The 23,972-nt window shown below is 63.7% G+C and carries 22 protein-coding genes; 19 read left to right on the top strand and 3 right to left on the bottom strand.

The genetic code is table 11. The features are described 5' to 3' along the window. Both HH800_RS16725 and HH800_RS16720 read right to left on the bottom strand, forming a co-directional pair. The gene (locus tag HH800_RS16725; protein ID WP_037490479.1) at positions 1–273 is read right to left on the bottom strand and encodes a hypothetical protein; all 273 of its coding nucleotides are present in this window, start codon (positions 271–273) and stop codon (positions 1–3) included. A 155-nt stretch (positions 274–428) separates the two neighbouring features. Continuing rightward, entirely contained in the window at positions 429–917 is a 489-nt protein-coding gene (locus HH800_RS16720) for a MarR family winged helix-turn-helix transcriptional regulator (protein ID WP_169861750.1), read from the bottom strand. Positions 918–1,181: 264 nt separating this feature from the next. On the opposite strand from HH800_RS16720, the gene ectA reads away from it, so the two are divergent. The 8 genes from ectA (at position 1,182) to HH800_RS16680 (ending at position 9,804) form a co-directional block, all read left to right on the top strand. Then, positions 1,182–1,673 (top strand): diaminobutyrate acetyltransferase, encoded by a 492-nt coding sequence (gene ectA, locus HH800_RS16715; RefSeq protein ID WP_080727264.1) that lies wholly within the window; start codon positions 1,182–1,184, stop codon positions 1,671–1,673. A 15-nt stretch (positions 1,674–1,688) separates the two neighbouring features. Further along, complete coding sequence (ectB, locus tag HH800_RS16710) at positions 1,689–2,999, top strand: diaminobutyrate--2-oxoglutarate transaminase (protein WP_169861749.1); 1,311 nt, start codon at positions 1,689–1,691, stop codon at positions 2,997–2,999. 15 nt (positions 3,000–3,014) lie between these two features. Continuing rightward, complete coding sequence (locus HH800_RS16705) at positions 3,015–3,428, top strand: ectoine synthase (RefSeq protein ID WP_007712251.1); 414 nt, start codon at positions 3,015–3,017, stop codon at positions 3,426–3,428. Positions 3,429–3,604: 176 nt separating this feature from the next. Then, positions 3,605–4,525 (top strand): ectoine hydroxylase, encoded by a 921-nt coding sequence (gene thpD, locus HH800_RS16700; protein ID WP_169861748.1) that lies wholly within the window; start codon positions 3,605–3,607, stop codon positions 4,523–4,525. Beyond that, a complete protein-coding gene (locus HH800_RS16695) occupies positions 4,522–5,964 on the top strand; it encodes an aspartate kinase (protein WP_169861747.1) in 1,443 nt (480 codons plus the stop codon). Before thpD ends, HH800_RS16695 begins: the two co-directional genes overlap by 4 nt. Positions 5,965–5,984: 20 nt before the next feature. Then, entirely contained in the window at positions 5,985–7,220 is a 1,236-nt protein-coding gene (locus tag HH800_RS16690; protein WP_169861746.1) for an MFS transporter, read from the top strand. Beyond that, a complete protein-coding gene (locus tag HH800_RS16685; protein ID WP_169861745.1) occupies positions 7,217–8,551 on the top strand; it encodes an MFS transporter in 1,335 nt (444 codons plus the stop codon). Before HH800_RS16690 ends, HH800_RS16685 begins: the two co-directional genes overlap by 4 nt. Continuing rightward, the gene (locus HH800_RS16680; RefSeq protein ID WP_169861744.1) at positions 8,548–9,804 is read left to right on the top strand and encodes a mechanosensitive ion channel family protein; all 1,257 of its coding nucleotides are present in this window, start codon (positions 8,548–8,550) and stop codon (positions 9,802–9,804) included. Before HH800_RS16685 ends, HH800_RS16680 begins: the two co-directional genes overlap by 4 nt. A 120-nt stretch (positions 9,805–9,924) precedes the next feature. Here HH800_RS16680 and HH800_RS16675 read toward each other — a convergent pair whose 3' ends face one another. Further along, positions 9,925–10,653, bottom strand: coding sequence for a FadR/GntR family transcriptional regulator (locus HH800_RS16675; RefSeq protein WP_017498927.1), 729 nt, complete (start codon positions 10,651–10,653; stop codon positions 9,925–9,927). A 183-nt stretch (positions 10,654–10,836) separates the two neighbouring features. On the opposite strand from HH800_RS16675, the gene HH800_RS16670 reads away from it, so the two are divergent. From HH800_RS16670 to HH800_RS16625, 11 genes are all read left to right on the top strand, one after another. Beyond that, positions 10,837–13,521, top strand: coding sequence for a TonB-dependent receptor (locus HH800_RS16670; protein WP_235681904.1), 2,685 nt, complete (start codon positions 10,837–10,839; stop codon positions 13,519–13,521). A gap of 26 nt (positions 13,522–13,547) precedes the next feature. Beyond that, the gene (locus HH800_RS16665) at positions 13,548–15,230 is read left to right on the top strand and encodes a GH39 family glycosyl hydrolase (RefSeq protein ID WP_169861743.1); all 1,683 of its coding nucleotides are present in this window, start codon (positions 13,548–13,550) and stop codon (positions 15,228–15,230) included. Between the two features lies 1 nt (position 15,231). Then, positions 15,232–16,500 (top strand): MFS transporter, encoded by a 1,269-nt coding sequence (locus HH800_RS16660; RefSeq protein ID WP_169861742.1) that lies wholly within the window; start codon positions 15,232–15,234, stop codon positions 16,498–16,500. Beyond that, complete coding sequence (locus HH800_RS16655) at positions 16,497–17,675, top strand: L-rhamnonate dehydratase (RefSeq protein ID WP_069337329.1); 1,179 nt, start codon at positions 16,497–16,499, stop codon at positions 17,673–17,675. Before HH800_RS16660 ends, HH800_RS16655 begins: the two co-directional genes overlap by 4 nt. Then, positions 17,672–18,544 carry an NAD(P)-dependent oxidoreductase gene (locus tag HH800_RS16650; RefSeq protein WP_169861741.1) on the top strand — a complete coding sequence of 291 codons (873 nt, stop codon included), beginning with the start codon at positions 17,672–17,674 and terminating at the stop codon, positions 18,542–18,544. Before HH800_RS16655 ends, HH800_RS16650 begins: the two co-directional genes overlap by 4 nt. A gap of 26 nt (positions 18,545–18,570) precedes the next feature. Next, complete coding sequence (locus HH800_RS16645) at positions 18,571–20,163, top strand: alpha-N-arabinofuranosidase (RefSeq protein ID WP_169861740.1); 1,593 nt, start codon at positions 18,571–18,573, stop codon at positions 20,161–20,163. A 209-nt stretch (positions 20,164–20,372) separates the two neighbouring features. Next, complete coding sequence (locus HH800_RS29625; RefSeq protein ID WP_419248211.1) at positions 20,373–20,984, top strand: ArdC-like ssDNA-binding domain-containing protein; 612 nt, start codon at positions 20,373–20,375, stop codon at positions 20,982–20,984. Further along, positions 20,930–21,097: an ArdC-like ssDNA-binding domain-containing protein gene (locus HH800_RS29620; RefSeq protein WP_419248230.1), complete on the top strand. Its 168-nt coding sequence runs from the start codon at positions 20,930–20,932 to the stop codon at positions 21,095–21,097. The genes HH800_RS29625 and HH800_RS29620 overlap by 55 nt, the downstream gene beginning before the upstream one ends. Before the next feature lie 18 nt (positions 21,098–21,115). Then, positions 21,116–21,793 (top strand): response regulator transcription factor, encoded by a 678-nt coding sequence (locus HH800_RS16635; protein ID WP_026108710.1) that lies wholly within the window; start codon positions 21,116–21,118, stop codon positions 21,791–21,793. Beyond that, the gene (locus HH800_RS16630; protein WP_169861739.1) at positions 21,790–22,809 is read left to right on the top strand and encodes a sensor histidine kinase; all 1,020 of its coding nucleotides are present in this window, start codon (positions 21,790–21,792) and stop codon (positions 22,807–22,809) included. The genes HH800_RS16635 and HH800_RS16630 overlap by 4 nt, the downstream gene beginning before the upstream one ends. 56 nt (positions 22,810–22,865) lie before the next feature. After that, on the top strand, positions 22,866–23,966 hold the full coding sequence (locus HH800_RS16625; protein ID WP_169861738.1) for an efflux RND transporter periplasmic adaptor subunit: 1,101 nt from the start codon (positions 22,866–22,868) through the stop codon (positions 23,964–23,966). Positions 23,967–23,972 lie beyond the last annotated feature (6 nt).

Below are 23,972 nucleotides of genomic sequence, written 5' to 3'. Positions count from 1 at the left end.
TCAGAATTCATAGGACAGGATGTCGTCCTGCCGGCTGTGATCCATATTGCCGCTGCGAAGGGAGGCGACTGTTCCGTTGTCGCTGGACGATTTCACCATGCGATAATGATATTGTCCGCAATTTCCAGCAGCCTGGTCGCTGGAAATGCGGCAGGGCTGCACGACCACCGCGCCGACCAGCAGCGAGCCATGCGCGGCCTGCTGCGCAGGCGCAGCAGTGCCGATGGCCATCGATCCTGCAATCAGGAGGGTGCGGCCGGAATGGCGCAACATGCAAATAACTCCGTTCATCGCGCCCTCCTAACGGATCGAAGCGGCAACTGACAGCGATTCCTGACTGGCGGCCGAAGGGCAGACGATGCGTGGAATAGGGAATCTATGCATAGTCCATGAAGGGGGAGACGCTGACGGCGGAGCGCAGTGGGGCGTCAAAGCGGCTCGGACCGGTCGATCCGGCCGCTGTCGAGCAGCGGTGCGGCGTCGATCGAATCTGCGTCCATCAGCATCGCCAGCCTTTCCGTCGCGGCAAGGATCATGGCCTGTTCCCAAGTGGGAAGGGCGTCGAAGCGATCGGTAAAGCGCTTCTGCAGCGGGTCGGGGGCGTCGGCCAGGGCATCACGGCCGGCGGGCAGCAGGGTCAGGTGAATCTGGCGCTTGTCGCGTTCGCCGCGCTGGCGCTGGACGAAGCCGAGCGCGACCAGTCGGTCGACGATCGCGGTGATCGTCGCCTGGCTGAATTGCAGCGCCTGCGCCACGGCGGACGGGGTGACGGACAGGCGCGTGTCGATTTCCCGCAGCACCAGCAATTGCGAAGGCGTGAGCCCGGTCGTCGTCGCCAGCTGACGGCTGCCGATTTCGGTCGCGCGCAGGACGCGGCGCAGCGCGCGCAGGGTCAGGGAGGCAATTTCGGAATCCATGGGAAGGCGCATAGCGCGAAGTCCCGCAAAGCGCCAACGGGGCCAAAAGTTCCTCATCATATACTTCATCATATGAAATATAATTTCGGCTTTGGGGTTGAAGATGACGCCGATGATCGGCATATAACCGCCCGTCTCGCCGGAGAATCTGCTTCTCCGAGTAAAATATAATTCGGGAGATGAACAATCTTCGATTCCCAAGCTACAGCGGCTGCTTCGCCGCCACGGGCTTCTGCGCGCTCTCGATCGGGCGAGGGGCAGGACATCGTCTTACGCAAGCCCGTAGCCACGGACGGGCCGGCCATCAGCGGATTGATCGCGGCCTGTCCGCCGCTTGATCCCAATTCGGCCTATTGCAACCTGCTGCAATGCACGGACTTTGCCGACAGCTGTATCGTCGCCGAGCGCGGCGGTGGGGTGGTCGGCTGGGTATCGGGCTATCGCCCGCCGGCAGCGCCCGACAATTTCTTCGTCTGGCAGGTCGCGGTTTCCTCCGCCGCGCGCGGCCAGCGCCTTGCCGGGCGCATGATCGAGGCGCTGCTGGCCCGGCCCGAGCAGGCCGGCGTCACCCATCTGACGACGACCATCACCGACGATAATCGCGCCTCCTGGGCCCTGTTCCAGGGGCTGGCGCGGCGGTGGGGCGTTCGGATCGAAAAGACCGCCCGCTTTGAAGAACAGGCCCATTTTGCCGGCGCCCACGCCACCGAATGGCAGGCGCGCATCGGCCCGCTGCCGACCCTGGCACAGATTTGAGAGAGATTGAAAACCATGACCGTCACGACCCAGCCCAAACCCACCAGTGCCATGCCCGACACGGCCATTTATGAGCGGCGCGAGTCCGCCGTGCGCAGCTATGCCCGCGCCATGCCGCGCCAGTTCAACCGCGCGGAAGGCGTGTGGATGCACGACAATCAGGGCGGCCGCTATCTCGACTTCCTGTCGGGCTGCTCCACGCTCAACTATGGCCACAATCACCCGGTCCTGAAGGCCGCGCTGGTCGACTATATCGCCGGCGACGGCATCACCCATGGCCTCGACCTGCACACCGATGCCAAGGCCGACTTCCTTGCCACGCTGGAGGATGTGATCCTGCGTCCCCGCGGGCTTGATTATCGCGCCATGTTCACCGGGCCGACCGGCACCAATGCAGTCGAGGCCGCGATCAAGCTGGCGCGCAAGATCACCGGTCGCGAACTGGTGATCGCCTTCACCAACGGCTTTCACGGCATGACGCTGGGCGCGCTCGCCTGCACCGGCAATGCCGCCAAGCGCGGCGGCGCGGGCGTGCCGCTGAGCCATGTCGCCCATGAACCCTATGACGGCTATCATGGTCCCAATGTCGATACCGCCGACCTGCTGGAACGGCGCCTGTCCGATCCGTCGAGCGGCCTCGACGCGCCGGCCGCCATCCTGGTGGAAACGGTGCAGGGGGAAGGCGGCCTCAATGCCGCCTCGCCGCAATGGCTGCGCCGGATCGCCGAGATCGCCAGGCGCCATGGCGCGCTGATGATCGTCGACGACATCCAGGCCGGCTGTGGCCGTACCGGCAATTTTTTCAGCTTCGAAGGCATGGGCTTCACCCCCGACATCGTCACCATGGCGAAGTCGCTGTCGGGCATGGGCCTGCCCTTCGCGCTCACCCTGTTCCGTCCGGAACTGGATCAATGGGCGCCGGGCGAACATAATGGCACCTTCCGGGGCAATAACCATGCCTTCGTCACCGCCACCGCCGCGCTGCGCCATTTCTGGGGCGATGCGCAGTTCGAACAGGATATCGCCCGTCGCGGCGCGCTGCTGGAACGGCGGCTGGACGCGATGGCGGCCGAACATGGCCTGTCGACGCGCGGCCGCGGCATGATGCGCGGCATCGACGTCGGATCGGGCGAAGTCGCTCAGACCATCACCGCCGCCTGCTTTGCGCAGGGGCTCATCATCGAAACCAGCGGCGCGCATGACGAGATCGTCAAGATACTGGCGCCCCTCGTGATCGAGGACGCCGTGCTGTCGGCCGGGCTCGACATTCTCGAGGAGAACATCCGGTCCGCGCTGACCGTCACCTATGGCGTCGCCGCAGAATAAGAGGAGATTTCAGACATGATCGTTCGCAAGCTTCAGGACATCCGCAAGTCCGACCGCAATGTGAAGTCCAAGGGCTGGGAAAGTGCCCGCCTTCTGCTGAAGGACGACAATATGGGTTTTTCCTTCCACGTCACCACCATGTACGCGGGCGAGGAATTGCACATGCACTACCAGAACCATCTGGAGGCGGTGCTGGTGCTCAAGGGCACGGGCACGATCGAGGATCTGGGCACCGGCATCACCCATCAACTGGCGCCCGGCGTCATGTATGCGCTCAATGCCCATGACCAGCATATCGTGCGGCCGGAAACCGATATATTGTGCGCCTGCACCTTCAATCCGCCGGTCACCGGCAAGGAAGTGCATGACGAGAATGGCGCCTATCCCGCCGATACCAGCGCCGCGCGCGAACCTGCGCTGGCCGACTGATGCGTGACGCTCCAGCATTTTCAAAGCAGATGGCCAGATCTGCTGACTCGGAAAATGCGGACAACAACAAAAATTGGAGCTTGATCCGATTCAGTATGAACGGATCAAGCTCTGGCTTGGGGCCTGCCCGAGCCAGCCACGCCTTTATTACCTTAGATTGAAAAAGGGGGAGTCCCATGAAAGACCTCTACCCGTCCCGCCATGCCGACATGGCGGAATTCCTGCCGCGCCACGATCCGGTCGTCCATGCCGACTGGAGCGCCGGCGCGCCGATCAGCCGCGACCAGGCGGATGCCTTCGAGCGCGACGGCTATCTGGTGCTGGAAGACATTTTCTCCGACGCGGAAGTCGCCTTCCTCCAGCACGAGGCCCGCAAGCTGCTGGCTGATCCTGATGCGCTGGAAGCCGAAACGGTCATCACTGAACCGGGCGGCAAGGAAGTCCGTTCTATCTTCCGCATCCATGCCCAGAGCCGGGTGATCGAGCGGCTGGCGGCGGACAGCCGCCTGGCCGGCGTGGCCCGCTTCCTGCTGGGTGACGATGTCTATATCCACCAGTCGCGGCTCAATTATAAGCCCGGTTTCCAGGGCAAGGAATTCTACTGGCACAGCGATTTCGAGACCTGGCATGTGGAGGATGGCATGCCGCGCATGCGCGCGCTGTCCATGTCGGTGCTGCTGGCCGAAAACACGCCGCATAACGGCCCGCTGATGCTGATCCCCGGATCGCATCGCCAGTATCTGACCTGCGTCGGCGAGACGCCGGAAGACCATTATCGCCAGTCGCTCAAGCGCCAGGAATATGGCGTCCCCGACGAGGATAGCCTGGCCGAACTGGCGCACCATCATGGCATTGTCGCGCCGACCGGCAAGCCCGGATCGGTGGTGATCTTCGACTGCAACATCATGCACGGGTCGAATGGCAACATCACGCCTTTCCCGCGCGCCAATGCCTTCCTGGTCTATAATGCGGTGTCCAACCGGCTGGAGGCGCCCTTTGGTGTCGACCGGCCGCGCCCTGCGTTCATCGCCGCGCGCGGCGAACCGCCGGTTATCACGCCGATCAGCGGCCCCCTGATGCAGGAGGCGCTGGCATGAGCAGCCTGCATAGCGTCGAGAAGATCGGCGGCACGTCCATGGCCGCGACCGCGACATTGTTCGACAATGTGCTGATCGCCGGCCGCAAGGGCGCAGACCTCTATCATCGCATCTTCGTCGTGTCGGCCTATGCCGGCATGACCGACCTGCTGCTGGAGCACAAGAAAAGCGGCGAACCGGGTGTCTATGCCCGCTTCGTGGCGGACGAGGATGCGGACGGCTGGCGCCAGGCGATGGAGGCGGTGCGCCGCGCCATGCAGGAGCGCAATGCGACGATGTTCGTCCGCGCCGACCGGCTGGCGGAGGCCAATGCCTTTGTCGACATGCGGATCGATGCGGTCGCCGCCTGCCTTGACGATCTGGCGCGGCTGCGCAGCCATGGTCGCTTCTGCGTCAAGGAACAGCTGGTGACGGTGCGCGAACTGCTGGCGGGTCTCGGCGAAGCGCATAGCGCGCATTCGACCGCGCTGCTGCTGCGCGACCGGGGCGTCAATGCGCAGTTTGTCGACCTGACCCTGTGGGACCAGCAGGACATGCGCGAGCTGGACGACCGGATCGGCCAGGCGTTCGCGCCGATCGACCTTTCCACCACCCTGCCGATCGTCACCGGCTATGCCGGATGCAGCGAGGGCATGGTGCGCCTCTATGCCCGTGGCTATTCGGAAATGACCTTTTCGCGCATTGCCGTACTGACCAAGGCGCGCGAGGCGATCATCCACAAGGAGTTCCATCTGTCGAGTGCGGACCCGCGCCTGGTCGGCACGGACAAGGCGCGCAAGATCGGCCGGACCAATTATGACGTGGCGGACCAGCTTGCCAATCTGGGGATGGAGGCGATCCATCCCGGCGCGGGCAGGGGGCTGCGCCAGACCGACATTCCGCTGCGGGTGCGCAACACGTTCGATCGGGAAGATGGCGGGACGCTGATCTGCGGCGCCTATGTGTCCGACACGCCGCGCGTCGAGATCGTCACCGGCGTGCGCCAAGCGCAGGCGCTCCAGTTCTTCGAGCAGGATATGGTCGGCGTGAAGGGCTATGACGCGGCGATATTGGACGCGCTGGCCCGCCATGGCGCCTGGATCGTCAGCAAGGCGTCGAACGCCAACACCATCACCCATTATCTGTCCGCCGATGCGGCGACGGTGAAGCGGGTGATCGCGGATTTGCAGGCGCGCTATCCTGACGCTGCCATATCGGCCCAGCCGGTGGCGATCGTGTCGGTCATCGGCAGCGACATCGCGCGGCCGGGGCTGGTGCCCGATGCCCTTCGGGCGCTGGCCGATGCCCATGTGCCGATCGTCGCGATGCAGCACCAGATCCGCAATGTCGACGTCCAGTTCATCGTCGATGTCGATCATTATGAAACCGCCGTGGGCGCGCTGCACCGTGCCCTGGTGGAGGACGGGGAGGAACCGGCGGAGGATCGGCGCGCGGCCTGATCCGCCCCCGGTCATCCCCCATGTTCGCCGCGATCCACCCCGTCCGTAGCCTGCTGCTCGCCATCTTCATGCTGATGGCGGGCAGCGGCTTCCTGTCCACGCTGATCGGCCTGCGGCTGGAGCGGGCAGGGGCCGGCACGATGGCGATCGGTGCGGTCGCCACCGCCTATTTCGGTGGGCTTGTGGTGGGTGCGTTGCGGGCCGGGGCGATCGTGCGACAGGTGGGGCATATCCGCGCCTTTGCCGCCTTCGTCTCGCTGCTGTCGGCCAGCACATTGGCCTATGCGCTGGTCCAATATCCGCTCTTCTGGGCCTGCCTGCGCCTGATCGACGGCATCTGCGTCGCGGGCGTGTTCATCTGCCTCGAAAGCTGGCTCAACGACCGGGCGGAGGCGGAAACGCGCGGCAGCGTGCTCGCCGCCTATATGGTCGCCCTCTATTCGGGGCAGGCGGTCGGGCAATTGCTGCTGGGCGCCAGCGGCGCCTTGCCGGCGGTGCCATTCCAGATCGCCTCCATCCTCATTTCCCTGGCCATCATCCCGCTGTGCCTGACGCGCAGCTGCGCACCCGCGCCGGTCGATGCGCAGGCCTTCACCATCCGCGCGCTTTATGCCGCGTCACCGCTCGGCACGGTCGGCTCGGTCGCGACCGGGCTGATGCTGGGCGCCTTCTATGGCATGGCGGCGGTGCATGTGCGCCGGCTGGGGCTGGATCTTGGCGCGACCGCCAGCTTCATGATGATCGTCATCCTGGGCGGCGTCGCGCTGCAATGGCCGCTGGGGCGCCTGTCGGACCGGCTCGACCGGCGTCGGGTGATCGTCGGCTGCTTTGCCGCGACGCTGGCGGTCTGCACGGCGCTGGCGATGCTGGTGTCGGGCGGCCCGCTGCTGCTGGCGCTTGGCGGCCTGTTCGGCGGCCTCAGTTTCGCCCTCTATCCGCTCTGCGTCGCCCATTGCAACGACCGGCTGCTGGCGACCGAGCGGGTTGCGGCGAGCGGGCGGCTGGTGCTGCTCTATTCGGTCGGCGCGGCGATCGGCCCGCTCGGCGCTGCCCTGCTGATGAGCCTGGCGCCGACGAGCGGCCTCTTTCTCTTCATTGCCCTGTGTGCCGGCGCGACGCTGGCCTTCGGCCTCTGGCGCCAGACGGCGACCCCGCCCGTGCCGGTGCCCGACCAGCAGGACTTCCAGATCGTGCCGCGGACCACGCCGGTGGCTTCGCTGCTCGATCCCAATACCGTAGACGGACTGACCGAATGACCGCTTCCGCCGTTCCTGCCAGCCCTGCTGCCCCGGTGCAGGCCGACAAGGCCACCTTGCGCCGGGCCATCGCCGCGTCGGCGCTGGGCAATGCCACCGAATGGTTCGACTATGGCATCTATGCCTATGGCGTGACCTATATTTCTGCCGCGCTCTTTCCCGGCGAGGTGGACGATGCCATTCTGTTCGCGCTGGCGACCTTCGCCATTTCCTTCCTCGTCCGGCCATTGGGTGGCCTGTTCTGGGGACCGCTGGGTGACCGGCTGGGGCGCAAGTCGGTGCTGGCGCTGACCATCCTGCTGATGTCGGGCGCGACGCTGGCCGTCGGCCTCATCCCTTCCTATGCGCAGATTGGCTGGGCCGCGCCCGCGCTGCTCATCATCCTGCGCATGGTGCAGGGCTTTTCCACTGGCGGCGAATATGGCGGGGCCGCGACCTTCATGGCCGAATATGCGCCGGACGACCGACGCGGCTTCTATGGTAGCTTCCTGGAGTTCGGCACGCTCGCCGGCTTCTCCTTCGGTGCGGCGCTGATGCTGGGCTTTTCGCTGCTGCTGGGGGACGCGGTCATGCATGCCTGGGGCTGGCGCATTCCCTTCCTGGTGGCCGCGCCCATGGGCCTCATCGGCATGTATCTGCGATCGAGGATGGAGGACACGCCGGTCTTCCGCGAGCAGGCGGCCGAAGGCAGCGGATCGCCGTCCCTTTCCCGGCTGCTGCGTGATCATAAGCGGCCGATGCTGGTCGTGGGCGGGCTGGTCGTGGCGCTCAACGTCGTCAATTACACGCTGCTCAGCTACATGCCGACCTATTTGCAGCGCCGCATCGGCCTGTCCCCGGACGAGGCTCTGGTGGTGCCGATCATCGGCATGCTCTTCATGATGCTCTTCCTGCCGATCGCCGGCCATATGTCCGATCGGGTGGGCCGGCGGCCGATGTGGCGGCTGTCGCTCATTGGCCTGCTGGTCGCGGTGGTCCCGCTCTACATGCTGATGGCGACGGGCCTGGCCGGCGCGATCATCGGCTTTGTCCTGCTCGGCCTGCTCTATGTGCCACAACTGGCGACGATTTCGGCGACCTTCCCGGCGCTGTTCCCCACCATCGCACGCTTCGCCGGCTTCGCGATCGCCTATAATCTGTCGACCTCGCTGTTCGGCGGCACGGCGCCGGCGATCGGCAGCGCGCTGATCGGCGCGACCGGCAATGAACTCATGCCCGCCTTCTACATGATGGCGGCCTGCATCATCGGCCTGATTGCGCTCCGCTTCATGCCGGAAACGGCAGGCCGGTCGCTCCACGACGATCCGTTCGGACGGGAGCGCGCCGCATGATCAGTCAGCTCTATATCGCGTCGGACAGCCTCCAGATCCTGACCCGCGGCTATGTCGAGAACGTCTGGTTGCAGGCCGTGACGGGATTGCTGCTGCTCGGCGCATTCGCCTGGGCAGCCAACTGGGTGGCCAAGCGCATCGTCCTGACGCTGTTGCTGCGGCTGATCGATCATCTGCCGTTCCGGGTCGAGGCCGCGCATATTGGTGCCGTCGTCGCGCGCCTGTCGAACATCGTGCCGGCGCTTATCATCCAGTCGGGCGTCGCCGCCGTCCCGCATCTGCCGGTCAGGCTCGCCGGATTCATCGCCAGCCTGAGCACCGCCTTCATCATCCTGACGCTGGCCATCGCCTTGAGCGGCCTGCTGACGCTCGGCAACGACCTGTATCAGCGCCGCCCCGATGCCGCGAACCGGCCGATCAAGGGCTATGTGCAGGTAGCCAAGCTGCTGGTCTATGGCGCGGCGAGCATCCTGATGATCGCGGCGCTGATGGACCAGTCGCCCTTGCTGCTATTGTCGGGGCTGGGGGCGATGGCGGCCGTGCTGATGCTGGTGTTCAAGGACACGATCCTGTCGCTGGTCGCATCCGTCCAGATCGGCTCCAACGACATGATCCGGGTGGGCGACTGGATCGAGATGCCGCAGCTCGACGCCAATGGCGACGTGATCGACATCGCGCTGCACACGGTGAAGGTCCAGAATTTCGATCGCACCATCACCACCATCCCGACGCACAGGCTGATCAGCGAGAGTTTTCGCAACTGGCGCGGGATGCAGGAATCGGGCGGCCGCCGGATCATGCGGGCGCTGGTGATCGACCAGAACAGCGTCGGGTTTCTCGATGAGGCAGGGTTGGCGGCGGTCGCGCGCTTCGGCCTGCTCCGGACCTATCTGCACGACAAGCAGGATGATCTCTCGCGCTGGAATGGGGATCATGCGGCGGGCAACAGGCTGGATGGCCGGCGGCTGACCAACATCGGCACCTTTCGCGCCTATGTGCTGGCCTATCTGCGCGTGCATCCGAATATCCGCCCCGACCAGACCCTGCTGGTGCGCCAACTGGCGCCCAGCGAACATGGACTGCCGCTGGAAATCTACGCCTTCGCCAACAGCATCGTCTGGGCCGAATATGAAGGCATACAGGCCGATATTTTCGACCATCTGATCGCGATCCTGCCCGAATTCGGGCTGCGCCTGTTCCAGCGGCCCGCGGGAAGCGATCTGGGCCAGCTCATGTCGGGCACCCGGATATAGAAGGGGCTGGGCGCACTCGAAGCGCAAGCGTTGTGTCAGGTGGGGTGAACGGCGCGGGTTTTTCCGTTCGGTCTGCTGCCGGATACTGCAGTATCTGGTATGAGAAATAGTTTTTCTCGTTCACAGCATGCCGGCATCGCTCGATGCATTGCCGATCAGCAGCAGCATTTTCGAACGTGCATCCTCACCGTCTCCTCGCATGATCGCGTCGAAAACGGCGTCATGGTCGGGCATCGGATCGCGCGACTCCTGGCGCTCATCGCGAGCAAAGCGCGTGGTCCAGGCAACTACCGCCGTGACCGATGTCGCGAGCGTGATGAGGGACTCATTGCGGGTTGCGAGCAGGATCTGGCGGTGAAAATTCTGGTCGGCTGCGCGTCCCTCCATCGTCTGGAGTCCGCAGCGCCGCATTTCCTCGAGCGCATGCCCCATGCGTGAAATGTCCTGCGTATCACGGCGCAGCGCTGCAAACTGGGCCGCGGCCGGCTCCACCACGATACGCAATTCGAAGATGTCGCGGAGAAACTCGGGCGTGGGGCCGGCTTCGAACATCCATGCAAGAACGTCCAGGTCCAGCATGTTCCAGCGAAGCCGGTCGTTGATGCGCGTGCCGCTCTTCGTCCGGCTATGGACCAGCCCCTTGGCTGACAGGACGCGGACCGCCTCACGATAGGCGGTCCGCGAGATGCCCTGTTCGGCGCTATAGCGCTCCTCGCCTGGCAATATGTCTCCCGGCTGATAGCGGCCGCCCACGATGGCGATGCCCAGGTCATGCGCGATCCTGTCGTGCACGGCGCGCTGGGGCTGGCTGGCGGGGCGGGACAGTGGGTGCTCATCTGCTTGCGTCATAGGTTCTCGTCCGATTTGCGGCTGCGATCGTCAAGCCTGATCCGACATTTGCCAGAACTGGTATGAGGAAAAATGGAGAATTTTCGACATATCCCTACTACTCCGTCAAAATATCGCTTGAAACCACCTTTAATTCGCATAATCTAGTATGAGAAATAAAAATGACTCGGAGGGATTGCTGTGATGAAAGGCGCTATGAAGCTGTCCATCTCATTGGTCGCGTTGCTGGCGGCGCAAGGGGCCATGGCACAGGTTGGTGCGGAGGCGAGCGGGACGGGCGTGAGCGATGTCGACATCATCGTCACCGGCATGCGAGCCAGCCTTTCGTCGGCGCAAAACATCAAGCGCAATGCGCAGCAGTTGGTGGATTCTGTCGTTGCCGAGGATATCGGCAAGCTACCCGACAACAATGTGGTCGAGGCGCTTCAGCGCGTGCCCGGCATCCAGGTTTCGCCCCGCGCGCGCGGCGAATCCGCGACCGTGCTGATCCGTGGCCTTCCCGACGTCGTGACATTGGTCAACGGCCGCAACATCTTCAGTACCACCGGCCGTTCCCTGTCGCTGGCCGATGTGCCGGCAGACCTGGTTGCCGGCGTCGACGTCTACAAATCGCGTTCCGCCGATCAACTGGAAGGCGGCATTGCCGGGCTCATCAACGTGCGCACCCGCCGGCCCTTCGACTTCAAGGGGCTGGAAGTCGCGCTGGCCGGACGCGAAGTCTATAGCGAGCAGCCCGATACGATCGATCCCTATGCCAGCGCGCTCATCAGCAATCGCTGGTCGACCGGCATCGGCGAGATTGGCGCATTGGTGAGCGTCTCCTACCACAAGACCCGCTATCGCGACTTCACGGTCTATAGCGGCGGATATTTCGGCTATAATCTCGACAATAGCCGCGCGCCCTACACCCCGGGCGTCCCGCTCGACCCGCGCGGTAACGGCGCAAATGACCCTGCCGTGTTTCGGACCGACGTTATCGGTGCCTTCGACCGGATCGGCACCCGGACCCGCCCGGCCGTCAATGCCACGCTGCAATGGGCGCCGGATGATCGCCTGACCATTCATGCCGACGGCCTTTTCTACGGCTATCGCGAACGCGGCAACGGCAATCAGAATTTCACGTCGATGAATGGCACATTGCGCTCGCCGCTCGCATTCGTGGGCGATACCAAGCTGGTAGAATCGCTCAGCATCAGCGGCGGGCGTGTCGCCAATTTCGGCACGGCCTACCGAAACAAGGCGGATCGCTGGCAAGGGGCGATCGGTGCGGATTGGGAGGTCAACGACTGGAAGGCCGCGACGGAACTGTCCTACACAAGGTCTAAGGCCACCGACGTCGGCAATAATCTGGACGTCGACTTCATCGCGTCCCGCACCGATGCCGTCTTCAATGATGGATCGGGCACCCCCTATTTCTCCCTACCCAATGACGACATTGCCGATCCGGACCGCTATTATCTGTCTCGCCTGTCCACCACGCGCACGATCGGCGACGGCAGGGAATGGGCCTGGCGGGGCGATCTCTCCTACCGCGCACCTTTCCTGATCTTTTCCGGGCTGGATACGGGCCTTCGGCTCAGCCAGCGCGATGCGCAGTCGGACAGTTTCACCCAGACCGTGAATTGTGGTCCGGCGGTTGCGGTCAAATGCTATGCTGTCAAGGCGGCCAGCCTGCCGGGGCTGATGACGGTGACACCTGGCGGATTCGATACGGGAACCGGCAAGTTCGTGGAGCAATGGGCAACGCCGGGCACCGACTATCTGCTGAACAATATCGGATCGCTACGGCAATTATTCGGTCTCGCGCCCGGTGATCCGGCTTTCCAGGATACCCAGCACTTCGACATCAAGGAGAAAAACCAGGCCGGCTATGGCCAGGCCAATATCGAGGTCGGGCAACTGGACGGGCAGGTCGGCGTGCGCGTGATCCGCACCGACATCACATCCAATGCCTTCTTGGTTCTGCGCGGCGCCACCTCACCCGTCACGATCCGGAACAAGAGCACGGATGTGTTGCCCAGCCTGGCGCTGCGCTACAAGCTGAAGGACAATCTCTTCCTGCGCTTCGCTGCCAGCAAGACGATCACGCGCCCGAGCTTCGCACAGCTCAATCCGGCGCTCACTTTGACGCCACCGGTACCCGGTCAGCAACCGTTCGGCCGGGGAACGAGCGGCAACGCCGATCTGAAACCGATCCGCTCCGACAATTACGACCTGTCGCTCGAATGGTATATCGACCGTTCCAACTCGATCACCGCCACGATCTTCCGTCGCGACGTCAAGGGCTTCATCCAGTCGGTTACCAGCAATTTCGACATCGATTATCTGGGCGACGACAATGGCGTCTATCAGATCACCCGCCCGGAAAATTCCGGTTCGGGACGCCTGCAGGGAATCGAGGGCGGCTTCACCTTCTTCCCCAAGGGACTGCCGCAATGGCTGGACGGCATCGGCATCAGTGCCAACGGCACCTATATCGATGGCAACAACAAGGCGCTCTCGCCGCTGCCTGGCGTTACCGGCTATATGGACATCCCCTTCCAGAATGTGTCCAAATATTCCGGTACCGCCACGCTCATCTATGAGAAGGGAGGCTTTTCCGGTCGCGCCTCCTATGTCTGGCGCGACAAATATAATGCTGGCCTGCATTTTACTGGGGTCAATCCCAATTTCATTACCAACGGTGCGATCAGCAATCTGGACCTGTCTTTGTCCTACGAGATCAATCCCCAGTTCACGGTCGTATTCGACGCGACCAACATTCTGAAAAATCTCTATCAAACCTCTTTCAACGACCCCAGTCTCTATCCGCGCGACACGGTTCTTTACACGCGCACCTTTGCCCTTGGTTTCCGGGCAAAGCTTTGAACAAGCCCATATCGAGAGGATGTTCCATGACCATTTCCCGAGTGATCGCCTCCCTGTCGGTGCTGCTGGCGCTGCCGCAACTGGCCCATGGCCAGACAGTGCCGGCGCGGCAGGTCGCGATCAGCGTGGACGCGGCCAAGCCAGCAGGCAAGCTGCCGCCCATCTGGCGCTTCTTCGGCGCGGACGAGCCCAATTATGCGACCATGAAGGACGGCCGGAAATTGCTGGTCGAACTGGGCGAACTGAAGAAGGGCGAGGTCTATTTCCGTGCCCATAACCTGTTGAGCAGCGGCGATGGTACCGCCGCCTTCAAATGGGGCAGCAGCAACGCCTATACCGAAACCAGGGACGGCAAACCCGTCTATGACTGGAAAGTTGTCGACGGCATCATCGACACCTATCTGGCTCGCGGCGTCCGACCTTATCTCCAGATCGGCTTCATGCCCGAAGCCATGTCATCTGCGCCGGCCGGCACACCCTATCAGCATAGCTGGCGGCCCGGGTTCGACTACAAGCTGATCGCGACCGGCTGGACCTATCCCCCCAAGGATTACGAAAAATGGGGGGAACTGGTCTACCAGTGGACGCTCCACAATATCGAGAAATACGGCAAGGCCGAGGTCGAGAAATGGTATTTCGAGGTCTGGAACGAGCCGAACTCGCCCTTCTACTGGACCGCTTCGCCGGAGGAATTCTACAAGCTTCATGACTATGCGATCGGCGCGGTGCGTCGGGCGCTGCCGACCGCGCGGGTCGGCGGTCCGGACGTCGCGGGCGCTGGCGGCGCTTTCATGGACGGCTTCCTGATGCATGTGTCGTCCGGCAAGAATTATGTGACCGGCCAGACCGGGACGCCCACCGATTTCCTGTCCTTCCATGCCAAGGGCCGACCGGAATTTGTCGACGGGCATGTCCGCATGGGGATCGCGACCCATTTGCGGGAAACGGATCGCGGCTTTACCAAGGTACTGTCGATCCCGTCGCTGGCCGGGAAGCCGGTGGTAATCGGCGAAAGCGATCCTGAAGGTTGCGCTGCCTGTCCAGGACCGCAGAACGACTATCGCAACGGCACCATGTATTCGAGCTATACCGCCGCCAGCTTTGCGCGCATCTGGGAATTGGCGGAACGGAGAAAGGTCAATCTGGAAGGCGTCCTGTCCTGGTCGTTCGAGTTCGAGGATCAGCCCTGGTTTGCGGGCTATCGGCAGCTTTCCACTAACGGCGTTGATCTGCCGGTTCTCAATGTCTTCCGCATGTTCGCCCAACTCGGGGAGACCAGGCTGACGACCGTCAACAGCGCACAGATCCCGCTCGATCAGGCGATGACGAAGGGGATTCAGGGCGACGCCGACATCGGATCGATCGCCACCCGCACAGCGGACGGCAAGGTCGCCTTGCTACTCTGGCATTATCATGACGATGATGTCGCCGGGCCGGATGCGCAGCTGAAGATCGGCTTGAAGGGACTGAAGGCTGCGCCGTCCTCGGCGACGCTGTGGCGAGTGGATGGCGATCATGCCAATGCCTTTGCCGCCTGGAAGAAGATGGGCTCGCCCCAGTCGCCCGATCAGGATCAATATGCGCAGTTGGAGGCCGCGTCGGTCATGAAGGCGGAGACGGTCGCTGTCGCCGGCCCGCGTGGCGCGGCCAGCATCGCTCTTGCGCTTCCGCGCCAGGGCGTCGCCTTGCTGATCCTGGACGCGCAATAGGATGGCCGTTGTGGCCGCATCGGGGCCGTACCGGGAACGCTGGGCGATTGCGGCGATGATCACCGTCGCCATCGCCATCTCCTACCTTGATCGCCAGACGCTTCCCTGGGCGATCAAATATATCGAAGCCGACATTTCCATTGGAAACCAGACCAAGGCCTTTCTCGATTCCGCCTTCCTCGCCACCTACGGCCTCATGTATCTGGGTGGCGGCTGGCTGCTGGATCGGGTGGGAACGCGGTGTGGCTTTCTGGCGATCATGATCTTCTGGTCGCTTGCCTGCGCCAGCCATGGCGTGGCCGGTGGCATCGCTGCGCTGGTCGTCAGCCGCCTGCTACTGGGCATAGGGGAGGGCGGCGGCTTCCCCGCCGCCACCCGCGCCATTGCCGAATGGTTTCCGCCTGAACGCCGCGCGGCCGCCATGGGCCTCGTCAATGCCGGGACGGCAGTGGGCGCCGTCGTCGCACCGCCCTTGATCGCGGGCATTCTGGCCTACGGGCACTGGTTCGATCTGGCGAGCTGGCGGTGGGTTTTCTTCATTACCGGCGGGTTCGGCCTCGCCTGGGCGCTCTGGTGGTTCCTGACCTATCGCACGCCCGCCGGGGACGTCGTCTCCGCAGGCGAGAACGCCGGACTGGCGCCGACCGTGGCCATGCTCCTTGCCCGCCGTGAAGTGCGTGGCCTTGTCGGCGCCAAGTTCCTGAGCGACGGCGCCTGGTATTTCTACCTCTTCTGGCTGCCCAAATATCTCTTCGAGGCGCATGGCTTCGACCTGAAACAGGCGGCGACCATCGGCTGGATTCCCTATGCGGCATCGGGTGTCGGCAGTCTGTGCGGTGGCTGGCTCTCCAGCCGCCTTCTTTCCGCCGGCCGTTCGGTCGATGCCGCCCGCAAGATCGCCCTGGGCCTGAGCGCCGCCTGCATGCCCTGGGTCATGCTGGCGCCCGCGACTGCCTCGGTGGCAGCGGTCATTGGCATCTTCAGCCTCGCGTTCTTCGGGCAGCAAAGCTGGTCGACCCTCGTCATGACCCTGCCGACCGACCTTGCGCCGCGCAGCGCCCTGGGACGTCTTGCCGGGCTGGTCGGCCTTGGTGGCGCCTTTGGTGGCATCGTGATGGGGCAGGCGGCTGGCTGGGCACTCGACGCCGGGCTTGGCTACGCGCCGGTGCTGACCGTTGCTGCCACCCTGCACCTGATCGCCTTCGCGCTGATCTGCCGCTCCATCCCCCGCATTTCGCCTCTCAGCTTTACTCGAAAGGTCGTCCCTTGAAAATCACCGAAATCCGCACCCGCGTCGTCCAGTGGGAAGGCGAAACCGTCCCGCTGCCGCCGCACTTCTGCACCAATCCCATGGATATGGTGTCGCCAATGCTGTCGCCCGAAACCATGGGTACCTTCACCTTCCATGGCTGGCTGATTGTCGAAATCTTCACCGACCAGGGGCTGGTCGGGATCGGCAATGCCGCGCTCGCGCCGCTTGTGACCAAGCAACTGATCGACCAGTATCTTGCCCCCTTGTTGATCGGCCAGGATCCGTGGGACAGCGAGTTTCTGTGGCAGCATATGTATCGCAAGACCATGGCATTCGGGCGCAAGGGCGTAGCGCTGGTTGCGATTTCCGCGCTCGACATCGCGATCTGGGATCTGATGGGCAAGGCTGCGAAACAGCCCGTCTTCCGCCTGCTGGGCGGCCGGACCAAGGCGAAGATCCCGGTCTATGCCAGCCGCCTCTACTCGATCCCGCTCGACGAGCTGGCGCAGGAAGCCGCCAATTACAAGGCGCAGGGCTACAAGGCGATGAAGCTGCGTTTCGGCTGGGGGCCGATCGACGGGGCGGAGGGCATGGCACGCAATGTCGAACTGATCCGCACCGTGCGCGAAACGGTGGGTGACGAAATCGACATCATGGCGGACGCCTATATGGGCTGGAGCCTCGACTATGCGAAGCGCATGATGCGCCTCATCGAACCCTTCAACCTGCGCTGGCTGGAGGAGGCGATCATTCCCGACGATATCAACGGCTATCATGAACTGCGCCGGTTCGGCACGACGCCGATCGCGGCGGGCGAGCATGAATTTACCAGCTATGGCTTCCGCCAGATGATCGAGGCGAAATCGCTCGACTATTTCCAGTTCGACACCAACCGCGTCGGCGGCATCACCGCCGCGCGAAAGATACAGGCGCTCGCCGAAGCCTATTCCATCCCCGTCGTCCCTCATGCCGGCCAGATGCACAATTATCATGTGGTGATGGCGAGCCTCAACAGCCCCATCGCCGAATATTTCCCGATGGTCGATGTGGAGGTGGGCAACGAGCTCTTCTGGTACATCTTCAAGGGCGAGCCCCAGGCAGTCGATGGCCATATCGATCTTGACGATAATCTTCCGGGCCTGGGACTCGAAATTGACGAGGCCGCGCTCGCGCGTTTCAAGGTGATCGGATGATGAAGATGAAAGTGGCGGTACTTGGTCTGGGCATCATGGGATCGGGCATGGCGCGCCAGTTGCTGTCGGCCGGTTTCGACGTGACGGTGTGGAACCGTAGTGCCGATAAGGCGGCAATATTGGGGGAGGCTGGCGCCCATATCGCCGCCTCGCCGGCGGAGGCGGCGACAGATGCCGACATCGTCATCGCCATGCTGGCGAATGACGACGGGTCTAAGATGGTCTGGACCGGAGCGGATGGCGCGCTCGCCGCGATGAAGGCGGGCGCGATCGCGATCGAATCCAGCACGCTGACCGGCGATTGGGTATTCGGTCTGGCGCGCGAAGCCGTCGCCCGGGGCATAGGTTTCCTGGAAGCGCCCGTTACCGGCAGTCGCGATCAGGCGGCGCAGGGTACGCTCCGCTTCCTCGTCGGCGGCGACGCGGATGCGATCGAAGCCGCTCGCCCAGCCTTTGATGCCATGGGCGGGGCGCTTGTCCATCTCGGCCCCGTCGGCAGCGCCGCTACGGTCAAGCTTGCCAATAATTACCTGTGCGGCGTGCAGGCGGCCAGCTTGGCAGAAGCCATCGCCTTGTTCGAGAAGCATGGACTGGACGTCGAGCAGGCGATGTCCATTCTCTTCGACGGTGCCCCCGCCAGTCCGATGGTGAAGGGCGTGGGCCGACGGATGCTCGATCGCGATTATGCCCCGCATTTCCTGGTGCCGCTGATGGCAAAGGATCTGGGATATGCTGCGCAGGCGTTGGCCGATGTCGGCATCACCTCTGCTATCGCCCAGGCCGCACGGCAGCGCTTCGTCGAGGCCGACTCTGCCGGGGAAGGACATCGCGACATCGCCGCGATCGTGGAGCCGCTCAGAAACGCGTGAAACGTGCCGGATTGGGAGAGGACGGAATGATCAAGCGCTCCATATTGTCCATCGGGTTGCTGGCGACGGCGATCATGACGCCGCATGCATCAGTAATGGCGCAGGAAAGTCCGGCAGCCGCCACGATCCTGAACGTGTCGGCGACGCTTCATGCCGACCAGCCCGGTGCGACAATAGATCGTAGGATATTCAGTCAATTTGCCGAACATCTGGGTTATGGCATTTATGGTGGCATCTGGGTCGGTCCGGAAGCGAAAATCCCGAACACGCGGGGCTATCGCAATGATGTGGTCGCCGCCCTGAAGCATTTGAACGTGCCGCTGGTGCGTTGGCCGGGCGGCTGCTTTGCCGATGAATATCATTGGCGCGAGGGGATCGGCCCGCGTGGCAAGCGTCCGGTCAAGATCAACACCCATTGGGGCGGCGTCGCGGAACCCAATAGCTTTGGCACGCATGAGTTCATGGATTTCGCCGAACTGATCGGCGCGGAAGCCTATGTGTCGGGCAATGTCGGCAATGGATCACCGGCGGAAATGGCGGAGTGGGTCGAATATATGACCGCGCCGGCCGGTACGCTGGCGCAGGAACGCGCGAAGAACGGCCGCAAGGAGCCCTGGAAACTTCCGATGTTCGGTATCGGCAACGAACTGTGGGGATGCGGCGGTAACATGCGCGCCGAATATGCGGCTGACGTCACACGCCGTTACGCGACCTTCGTGAAAGCACCGCGTGGCACGAAGATCCTCAAGATCGCGAGCGGGGCGAACAGCCGCGATTATGATTGGACCGACGTGATGATGCGCGTCGCCGGCAAGTCGATCGACGGTATCGGCCTGCATTATTACACGCACCCCACGCGCGGCAAGGTGAAGGGATCGGCGACCCAGTTCACCGAAACGGACTATGCCCGCACGCTTGCTAGCACCCTGGTCATGGAGGAACTGCTGGAAAAGCATGGCGCGATCATGGACAGATATGATCCCGAAAAGCGCGTCAACCTGGCGGTGGACGAATGGGGCATCTGGACCGATGTTGAACCCGGCACCAATCCCGGATTCCTCTATCAGCAGAATAGTATGCGGGATGCGATCATCGCCGCGCTCAACATCAACCTGTTCGCCCGCCATGCCGACCGGGTGCGCATGACCAACATCGCCCAGATGGTGAATGTGCTCCAGGCCATGATCCTGACCCGCGACGACAAGATGGTGCTGACGCCCACCTATCATGTGTTCGACATGTACAAGCCCTTCCAGGATGCGACCTTCCTGCCCTTGGAATTGGCATCCCCCTGGTACAGCAGGGATCAATGGGCGATGCCTGCGCTCAGCGCAGCGGCGGTGCGCGACAGCGCAGGCATTGTGCATATCGCCCTTACCAACACCGACCCCAATCGACCGATGACAGTGACCGCGAAACTGGAGGGGGTAACCGCCTCTATGGTCGAGGGGCGTATCCTGACCGCGCCGAGTGTCCAGTCGCACAATGATTTCGGATCGCCCGATGTGGTGAGGCCTGTCCCGTTCAGTGGCGCGACCCTCTCGCAAGGCGCTCTGACCGTGACATTGCCCGAGCACAGTGTGGTGATGCTCACGCTGGGGCAGGTCACGCGCAATTGATGTCGCCATGTCCTTTACGGTTATTGCATATTTATCAAAAATTCACTGATTGTATTGGTGGAGTGGTGGAATTAATAGCCGAGAAAAAATCGGTTAAAATCAAATATAATATTTCAGATATATTCAACTGCAGTCACGACAATTTACACGTACATCTCTGACAATCATAAAATTAAAATGTTTTAAAACTCTGAATTTATCTTTCTGTAATGTTCATGAGGTGCGTGAAAATATTTGAAGCCTGTCATATTTTTCTGTCGATGGGATCTTTATTTTTGGCGTCTCCGCCTCTGGCGGACCACGCCCTATGGCGCCCTGGCGCCTTCGAGACGGCTTTGCCTAACTCGTCCCATATAGGTCGGTCGCTGACGCATTGCAGCCTTTTGGGCTGCTGGCTGCTGGCTGCTGCCAGCGCGGCTGCACCGGCTCCTTCTCTTGCGTTGCGGCCCTGCGGGTGCAGCCCGCCTTATGGGCACGGGCCTGCCGTGCGGCTCCTTGCCGCCCATCCCCGCCATTCCGGCGGCCGGTGCTGGAGAGGCAGGAGAAAGGACATGGGTACGGGTAATGGATCGCTCTATGACGATGTGACGCAGCATATCATCGCACAGCTGGAAGAGGGACGGCTGCCATGGGTGCAGCCCTGGGACACGAGCCTCACTGTCATAGGGCTTCTCCGCAATGCGGCAACGGGCCGCTGCTATTCAGGCATCAATATCCTGATCCTGTTGGACCGTCTGTCGAGCGGGGCTATGGCGCGCAGAGCTGGATCGCCTATCGGCAGGCGCAGGCGCTGGGCGGCAATGTCCGCAAGGGCGAGGTAGGGACCAGCGTCTGCTATGCCGACCGTTTCACGCCGAAGGATGAGCAGGAGAAGGCGGCGAGGGCCAAGAAACTTGGCGACTTCCAGAGAAATCTGTTGATCCACCATGGATGAAACGGGATGAGACTCATCATGCGTCTCTTGCTGATTGAGGACAATAGTCGACTGGCCGGATTGCTGATTGCCGGCCTCGAGCGGCGGGGGTTCCATTGCGACCATGCCGAAACGCTGATCATTGCGACAGAGGCCGTCGCAGCGGAAGTTCATGATGTACTGATCGTCGATCGCGGCCTGCCTGATGGCGACGGCATTGCCTGGCTGCGCGACATCAGGCGGCAGGGGCATATGCAGCCGGCCCTGATCCTGACGGCGCGCGACGCGCTGGAGGATCGGATCACCGGCCTCGATGCCGGCGCCGACGATTATGTGGTGAAGCCCGCCGAGGTGGACGAGATCGCCGCCCGCATCCGCGCGCTGATGCGCCGGCCGGGGCCACGTGCGCAGACCGAATTGCGCTTCGGTCCGCTGCTGGTCGATTCGGCGCGGCGCATGACGCTGTGCGCGGGGCAGGCGATCGACCTGTCCCGCCGCGAGACCGATCTGCTGGAACTGCTGCTGCGCCAGGCCGGCGCCGTGGTCCGGCGCGAAAGCATCGAAAGCGCGCTCTATTCCTTTGCCGAGCCGGTCACCCCCAATGCGGTCGAGGCCACGGTGTCGCGCCTGCGCCGCAAGCTGGAGGAGGCTGGCGCGCGCGGCATGCTCCATACCGTGCGCGGCGTCGGCTATATGCTGCGGGAGCCGGCGGCATGAGCCAGCGTCGCTCGATCGCCCGTCGGCTCTTCATCGGCCTCTCGATCGTCGGCTTCATCGGCACCACGCTGCTGCTCGTCTTCATCATCAACGAGCATCGGCAAAGCTTCACCGCGCTGGGCGACCCGGCGGCCGCCCGCCATGCCTTTCGCGAATTGTTCGAGCATGTGATCCTGCCGATCCTGGTGCTGATCATCCCGATGGGCATGGCCAGCCTGATGGTGATCCGAAAGGCGCTGGCGCCGCTGGGGGAGGCGGTCGCCCAGTTGCAGGTGGCCGAACGTCATCAGCGCGGCGTGCTGATCGATCATGCCGCCTTTCCGACCGAGGCCGTGCCCTTCGCCCAGGCGGTCAATCGCCTGCTCGGCCAGCTTGACCAGGCGGCGCGCGATCATGAGGCGTTCGCCGCCGATGTCGCGCATGAACTGCGCACGCCGCTCGCTGTGCTGGCGTTGGAACTGGACGGGCTCGACCATCCCGACGCCCCCCGCCTGCGGGCCGAGGTGATCGCGATGCGCCGGCTGATCGACCAGTTGATGCTGCTCGCGCGGGTCGAGGCGCAGAGCGTGGCCCAGTCGATCCGCGACAGCGTCCGGCTGGAGGATGTGAGTGCCGACATCGTCAGCCTGATGGCGCCCGGCGCGATTGCGGCCGACAAGAGCCTGTCGCTGACCCGCGTCGGCGATGTCACGCCGATCATAGGGCAGCGTGAGACGGTCGCGGCGGCGCTGCGCAACCTTGTCGAAAATGCGCTGCGGGTGACGCCGCCCGGTGGCGCCGTCACCGTGATCGCCGGTCCGGGGTCCCGGCTGCGGGTGAAGGATGGCGGCGCTGGGCTGACACCCGAGCGGCTGGCCGAACTGGTCCAGCGCCATCGCCGCGCGGATCATGCCAGCAGCGAAGGCGCCGGGCTGGGGCTGGCGATCGTCGCCCGCATCATGGCCGCGCATGGCGGCACCCTTTCCAGCACGGCCGATGCACAGGAACTGGTGCTGGATTTCGCGCCACCGCGTTGATCGTCCGAAACCCCCTCGTCAGGGTCTCGTCAGTTTGATCCCATAGGGCTGGGGCCATGGTCCCGCTATTCCGATTCGTGCGCTTGCCCGGTGCTCTCGCCCTCCTGACGCTTGCCGCCTGTTCGGGGGAGCAGGCCGCGCCCGCCAATGACAGTGCTGCGGCGCAACCGGCGGACGGATCGATCCCGCTGACCGCGGACAATATCGCCCGGCTCGGTCTGAAATTCGGCGCGGCCGTCGCTGCCACCGAAGCGCCGATCGCGGTCGTGCCCGCCCTGATCGCGCCGCCGCCCAACGCCCGTGTCGCGGTCGCTGCCACCTTCCCCGGCGTCGTCACCCGCATCCTGGTGGTCGAGGGTGAGGAGGTGCGGCGCGGCCAGCCGCTGGCGATCGTCTCCAGTCGCGATGTCCTGTCCATGGGCGCGGACCTCAATCGCGCGAGCGCAAGGCTGGGCGTCGCGCAATCGAGCGCCAGCCGCCTGTCGCAACTGGAGCGCGAAGGCATCATCGCCGGCGCTCGCGCGGACGAGGCCCGCGCCGTGCTGGGTGAAGCTCGTGCCGACGTGTCGGAAAAGAGCCGCATCCTGACGATGGTGAACGGATCGGGCGCCAGCGGCACCTACACGCTGACCGCGCCGATCGCCGGCCGCGTGACCAGCGCCGCGATCCATGCCGGCAGCGTCGTCGATGGCACCACCGCCCCCTATGTGATCGATGCGGCCGGCCAATATGAAGCACAGGCGCAATTGCCCGAGCGGCTGGCGGGGCAGGTGAAGCCCGGCATGGCCGTGGCGCTGGGCGATGATCTGCGCGGCACGGTGACCGCTGTCGGATCGACCATCGATCCCGCCACCCGGTCGGTGACGTTGAAGGCCAGGCTGCCGGCTGGCCCCGGTGCCATGGCCGGCCGCGCCACCAGCCTGTCGATCTTCGGACCGGCGCCGGCCGGAGCCGCCATGGTGCCCGCCGCCGCCGTCACGACACTACCCGGCGGTGACACGCTGTTCGTGCGCACCCGCGCCGGTGTCATTGCGCGCGCGGTCAAGGCTGGCGGCAAGGATGGCAATCATGTCCTTATCCTGTCCGGCGTGAAGCCGGGCGAGCAGGTCGTCGTCGCCGGCACCAGCGCGCTCAAGCCGCTGGCGATGGACGAGTAAGGCCGG

It is taken from the genome of Sphingobium yanoikuyae, from assembly GCF_013001025.1.
Lineage (GTDB): Bacteria > Pseudomonadota > Alphaproteobacteria > Sphingomonadales > Sphingomonadaceae > Sphingobium > Sphingobium yanoikuyae_A.
The sequence above is the reverse complement of the archived record's forward strand: the minus strand, read 5'-3'. Positions and strand labels throughout refer to the sequence as shown.

Excerpts from the sequence above, each read along its gene's own strand:
- HH800_RS16725 (WP_037490479.1), bottom strand. The coding sequence starts at position 273 with ATGTTGCGCCATTCCGGCCGCACCCTCCTGATTGCAGGATCGATGGCC.
- HH800_RS16720 (WP_169861750.1), bottom strand. The coding sequence starts at position 917 with ATGGATTCCGAAATTGCCTCCCTGACCCTGCGCGCGCTGCGCCGCGTC.
- ectB (WP_169861749.1), top strand. The coding sequence starts at position 1,689 with ATGACCGTCACGACCCAGCCCAAACCCACCAGTGCCATGCCCGACACG.
- HH800_RS16705 (WP_007712251.1), top strand. The coding sequence starts at position 3,015 with ATGATCGTTCGCAAGCTTCAGGACATCCGCAAGTCCGACCGCAATGTG.
- thpD (WP_169861748.1), top strand. The coding sequence starts at position 3,605 with ATGAAAGACCTCTACCCGTCCCGCCATGCCGACATGGCGGAATTCCTG.
- HH800_RS16695 (WP_169861747.1), top strand. The coding sequence starts at position 4,522 with ATGAGCAGCCTGCATAGCGTCGAGAAGATCGGCGGCACGTCCATGGCC.
- HH800_RS16690 (WP_169861746.1), top strand. The coding sequence starts at position 5,985 with ATGTTCGCCGCGATCCACCCCGTCCGTAGCCTGCTGCTCGCCATCTTC.
- HH800_RS16685 (WP_169861745.1), top strand. The coding sequence starts at position 7,217 with ATGACCGCTTCCGCCGTTCCTGCCAGCCCTGCTGCCCCGGTGCAGGCC.
- HH800_RS16680 (WP_169861744.1), top strand. The coding sequence starts at position 8,548 with ATGATCAGTCAGCTCTATATCGCGTCGGACAGCCTCCAGATCCTGACC.
- HH800_RS16675 (WP_017498927.1), bottom strand. The coding sequence starts at position 10,653 with ATGACGCAAGCAGATGAGCACCCACTGTCCCGCCCCGCCAGCCAGCCC.
- HH800_RS16670 (WP_235681904.1), top strand. The coding sequence starts at position 10,837 with ATGAAAGGCGCTATGAAGCTGTCCATCTCATTGGTCGCGTTGCTGGCG.
- HH800_RS16665 (WP_169861743.1), top strand. The coding sequence starts at position 13,548 with ATGACCATTTCCCGAGTGATCGCCTCCCTGTCGGTGCTGCTGGCGCTG.
- HH800_RS16660 (WP_169861742.1), top strand. The coding sequence starts at position 15,232 with ATGGCCGTTGTGGCCGCATCGGGGCCGTACCGGGAACGCTGGGCGATT.
- HH800_RS16650 (WP_169861741.1), top strand. The coding sequence starts at position 17,672 with ATGATGAAGATGAAAGTGGCGGTACTTGGTCTGGGCATCATGGGATCG.
- HH800_RS16645 (WP_169861740.1), top strand. The coding sequence starts at position 18,571 with ATGATCAAGCGCTCCATATTGTCCATCGGGTTGCTGGCGACGGCGATC.
- HH800_RS29625 (WP_419248211.1), top strand. The coding sequence starts at position 20,373 with ATGTTCATGAGGTGCGTGAAAATATTTGAAGCCTGTCATATTTTTCTG.
- HH800_RS16635 (WP_026108710.1), top strand. The coding sequence starts at position 21,116 with ATGCGTCTCTTGCTGATTGAGGACAATAGTCGACTGGCCGGATTGCTG.
- HH800_RS16630 (WP_169861739.1), top strand. The coding sequence starts at position 21,790 with ATGAGCCAGCGTCGCTCGATCGCCCGTCGGCTCTTCATCGGCCTCTCG.
- HH800_RS16625 (WP_169861738.1), top strand. The coding sequence starts at position 22,866 with ATGGTCCCGCTATTCCGATTCGTGCGCTTGCCCGGTGCTCTCGCCCTC.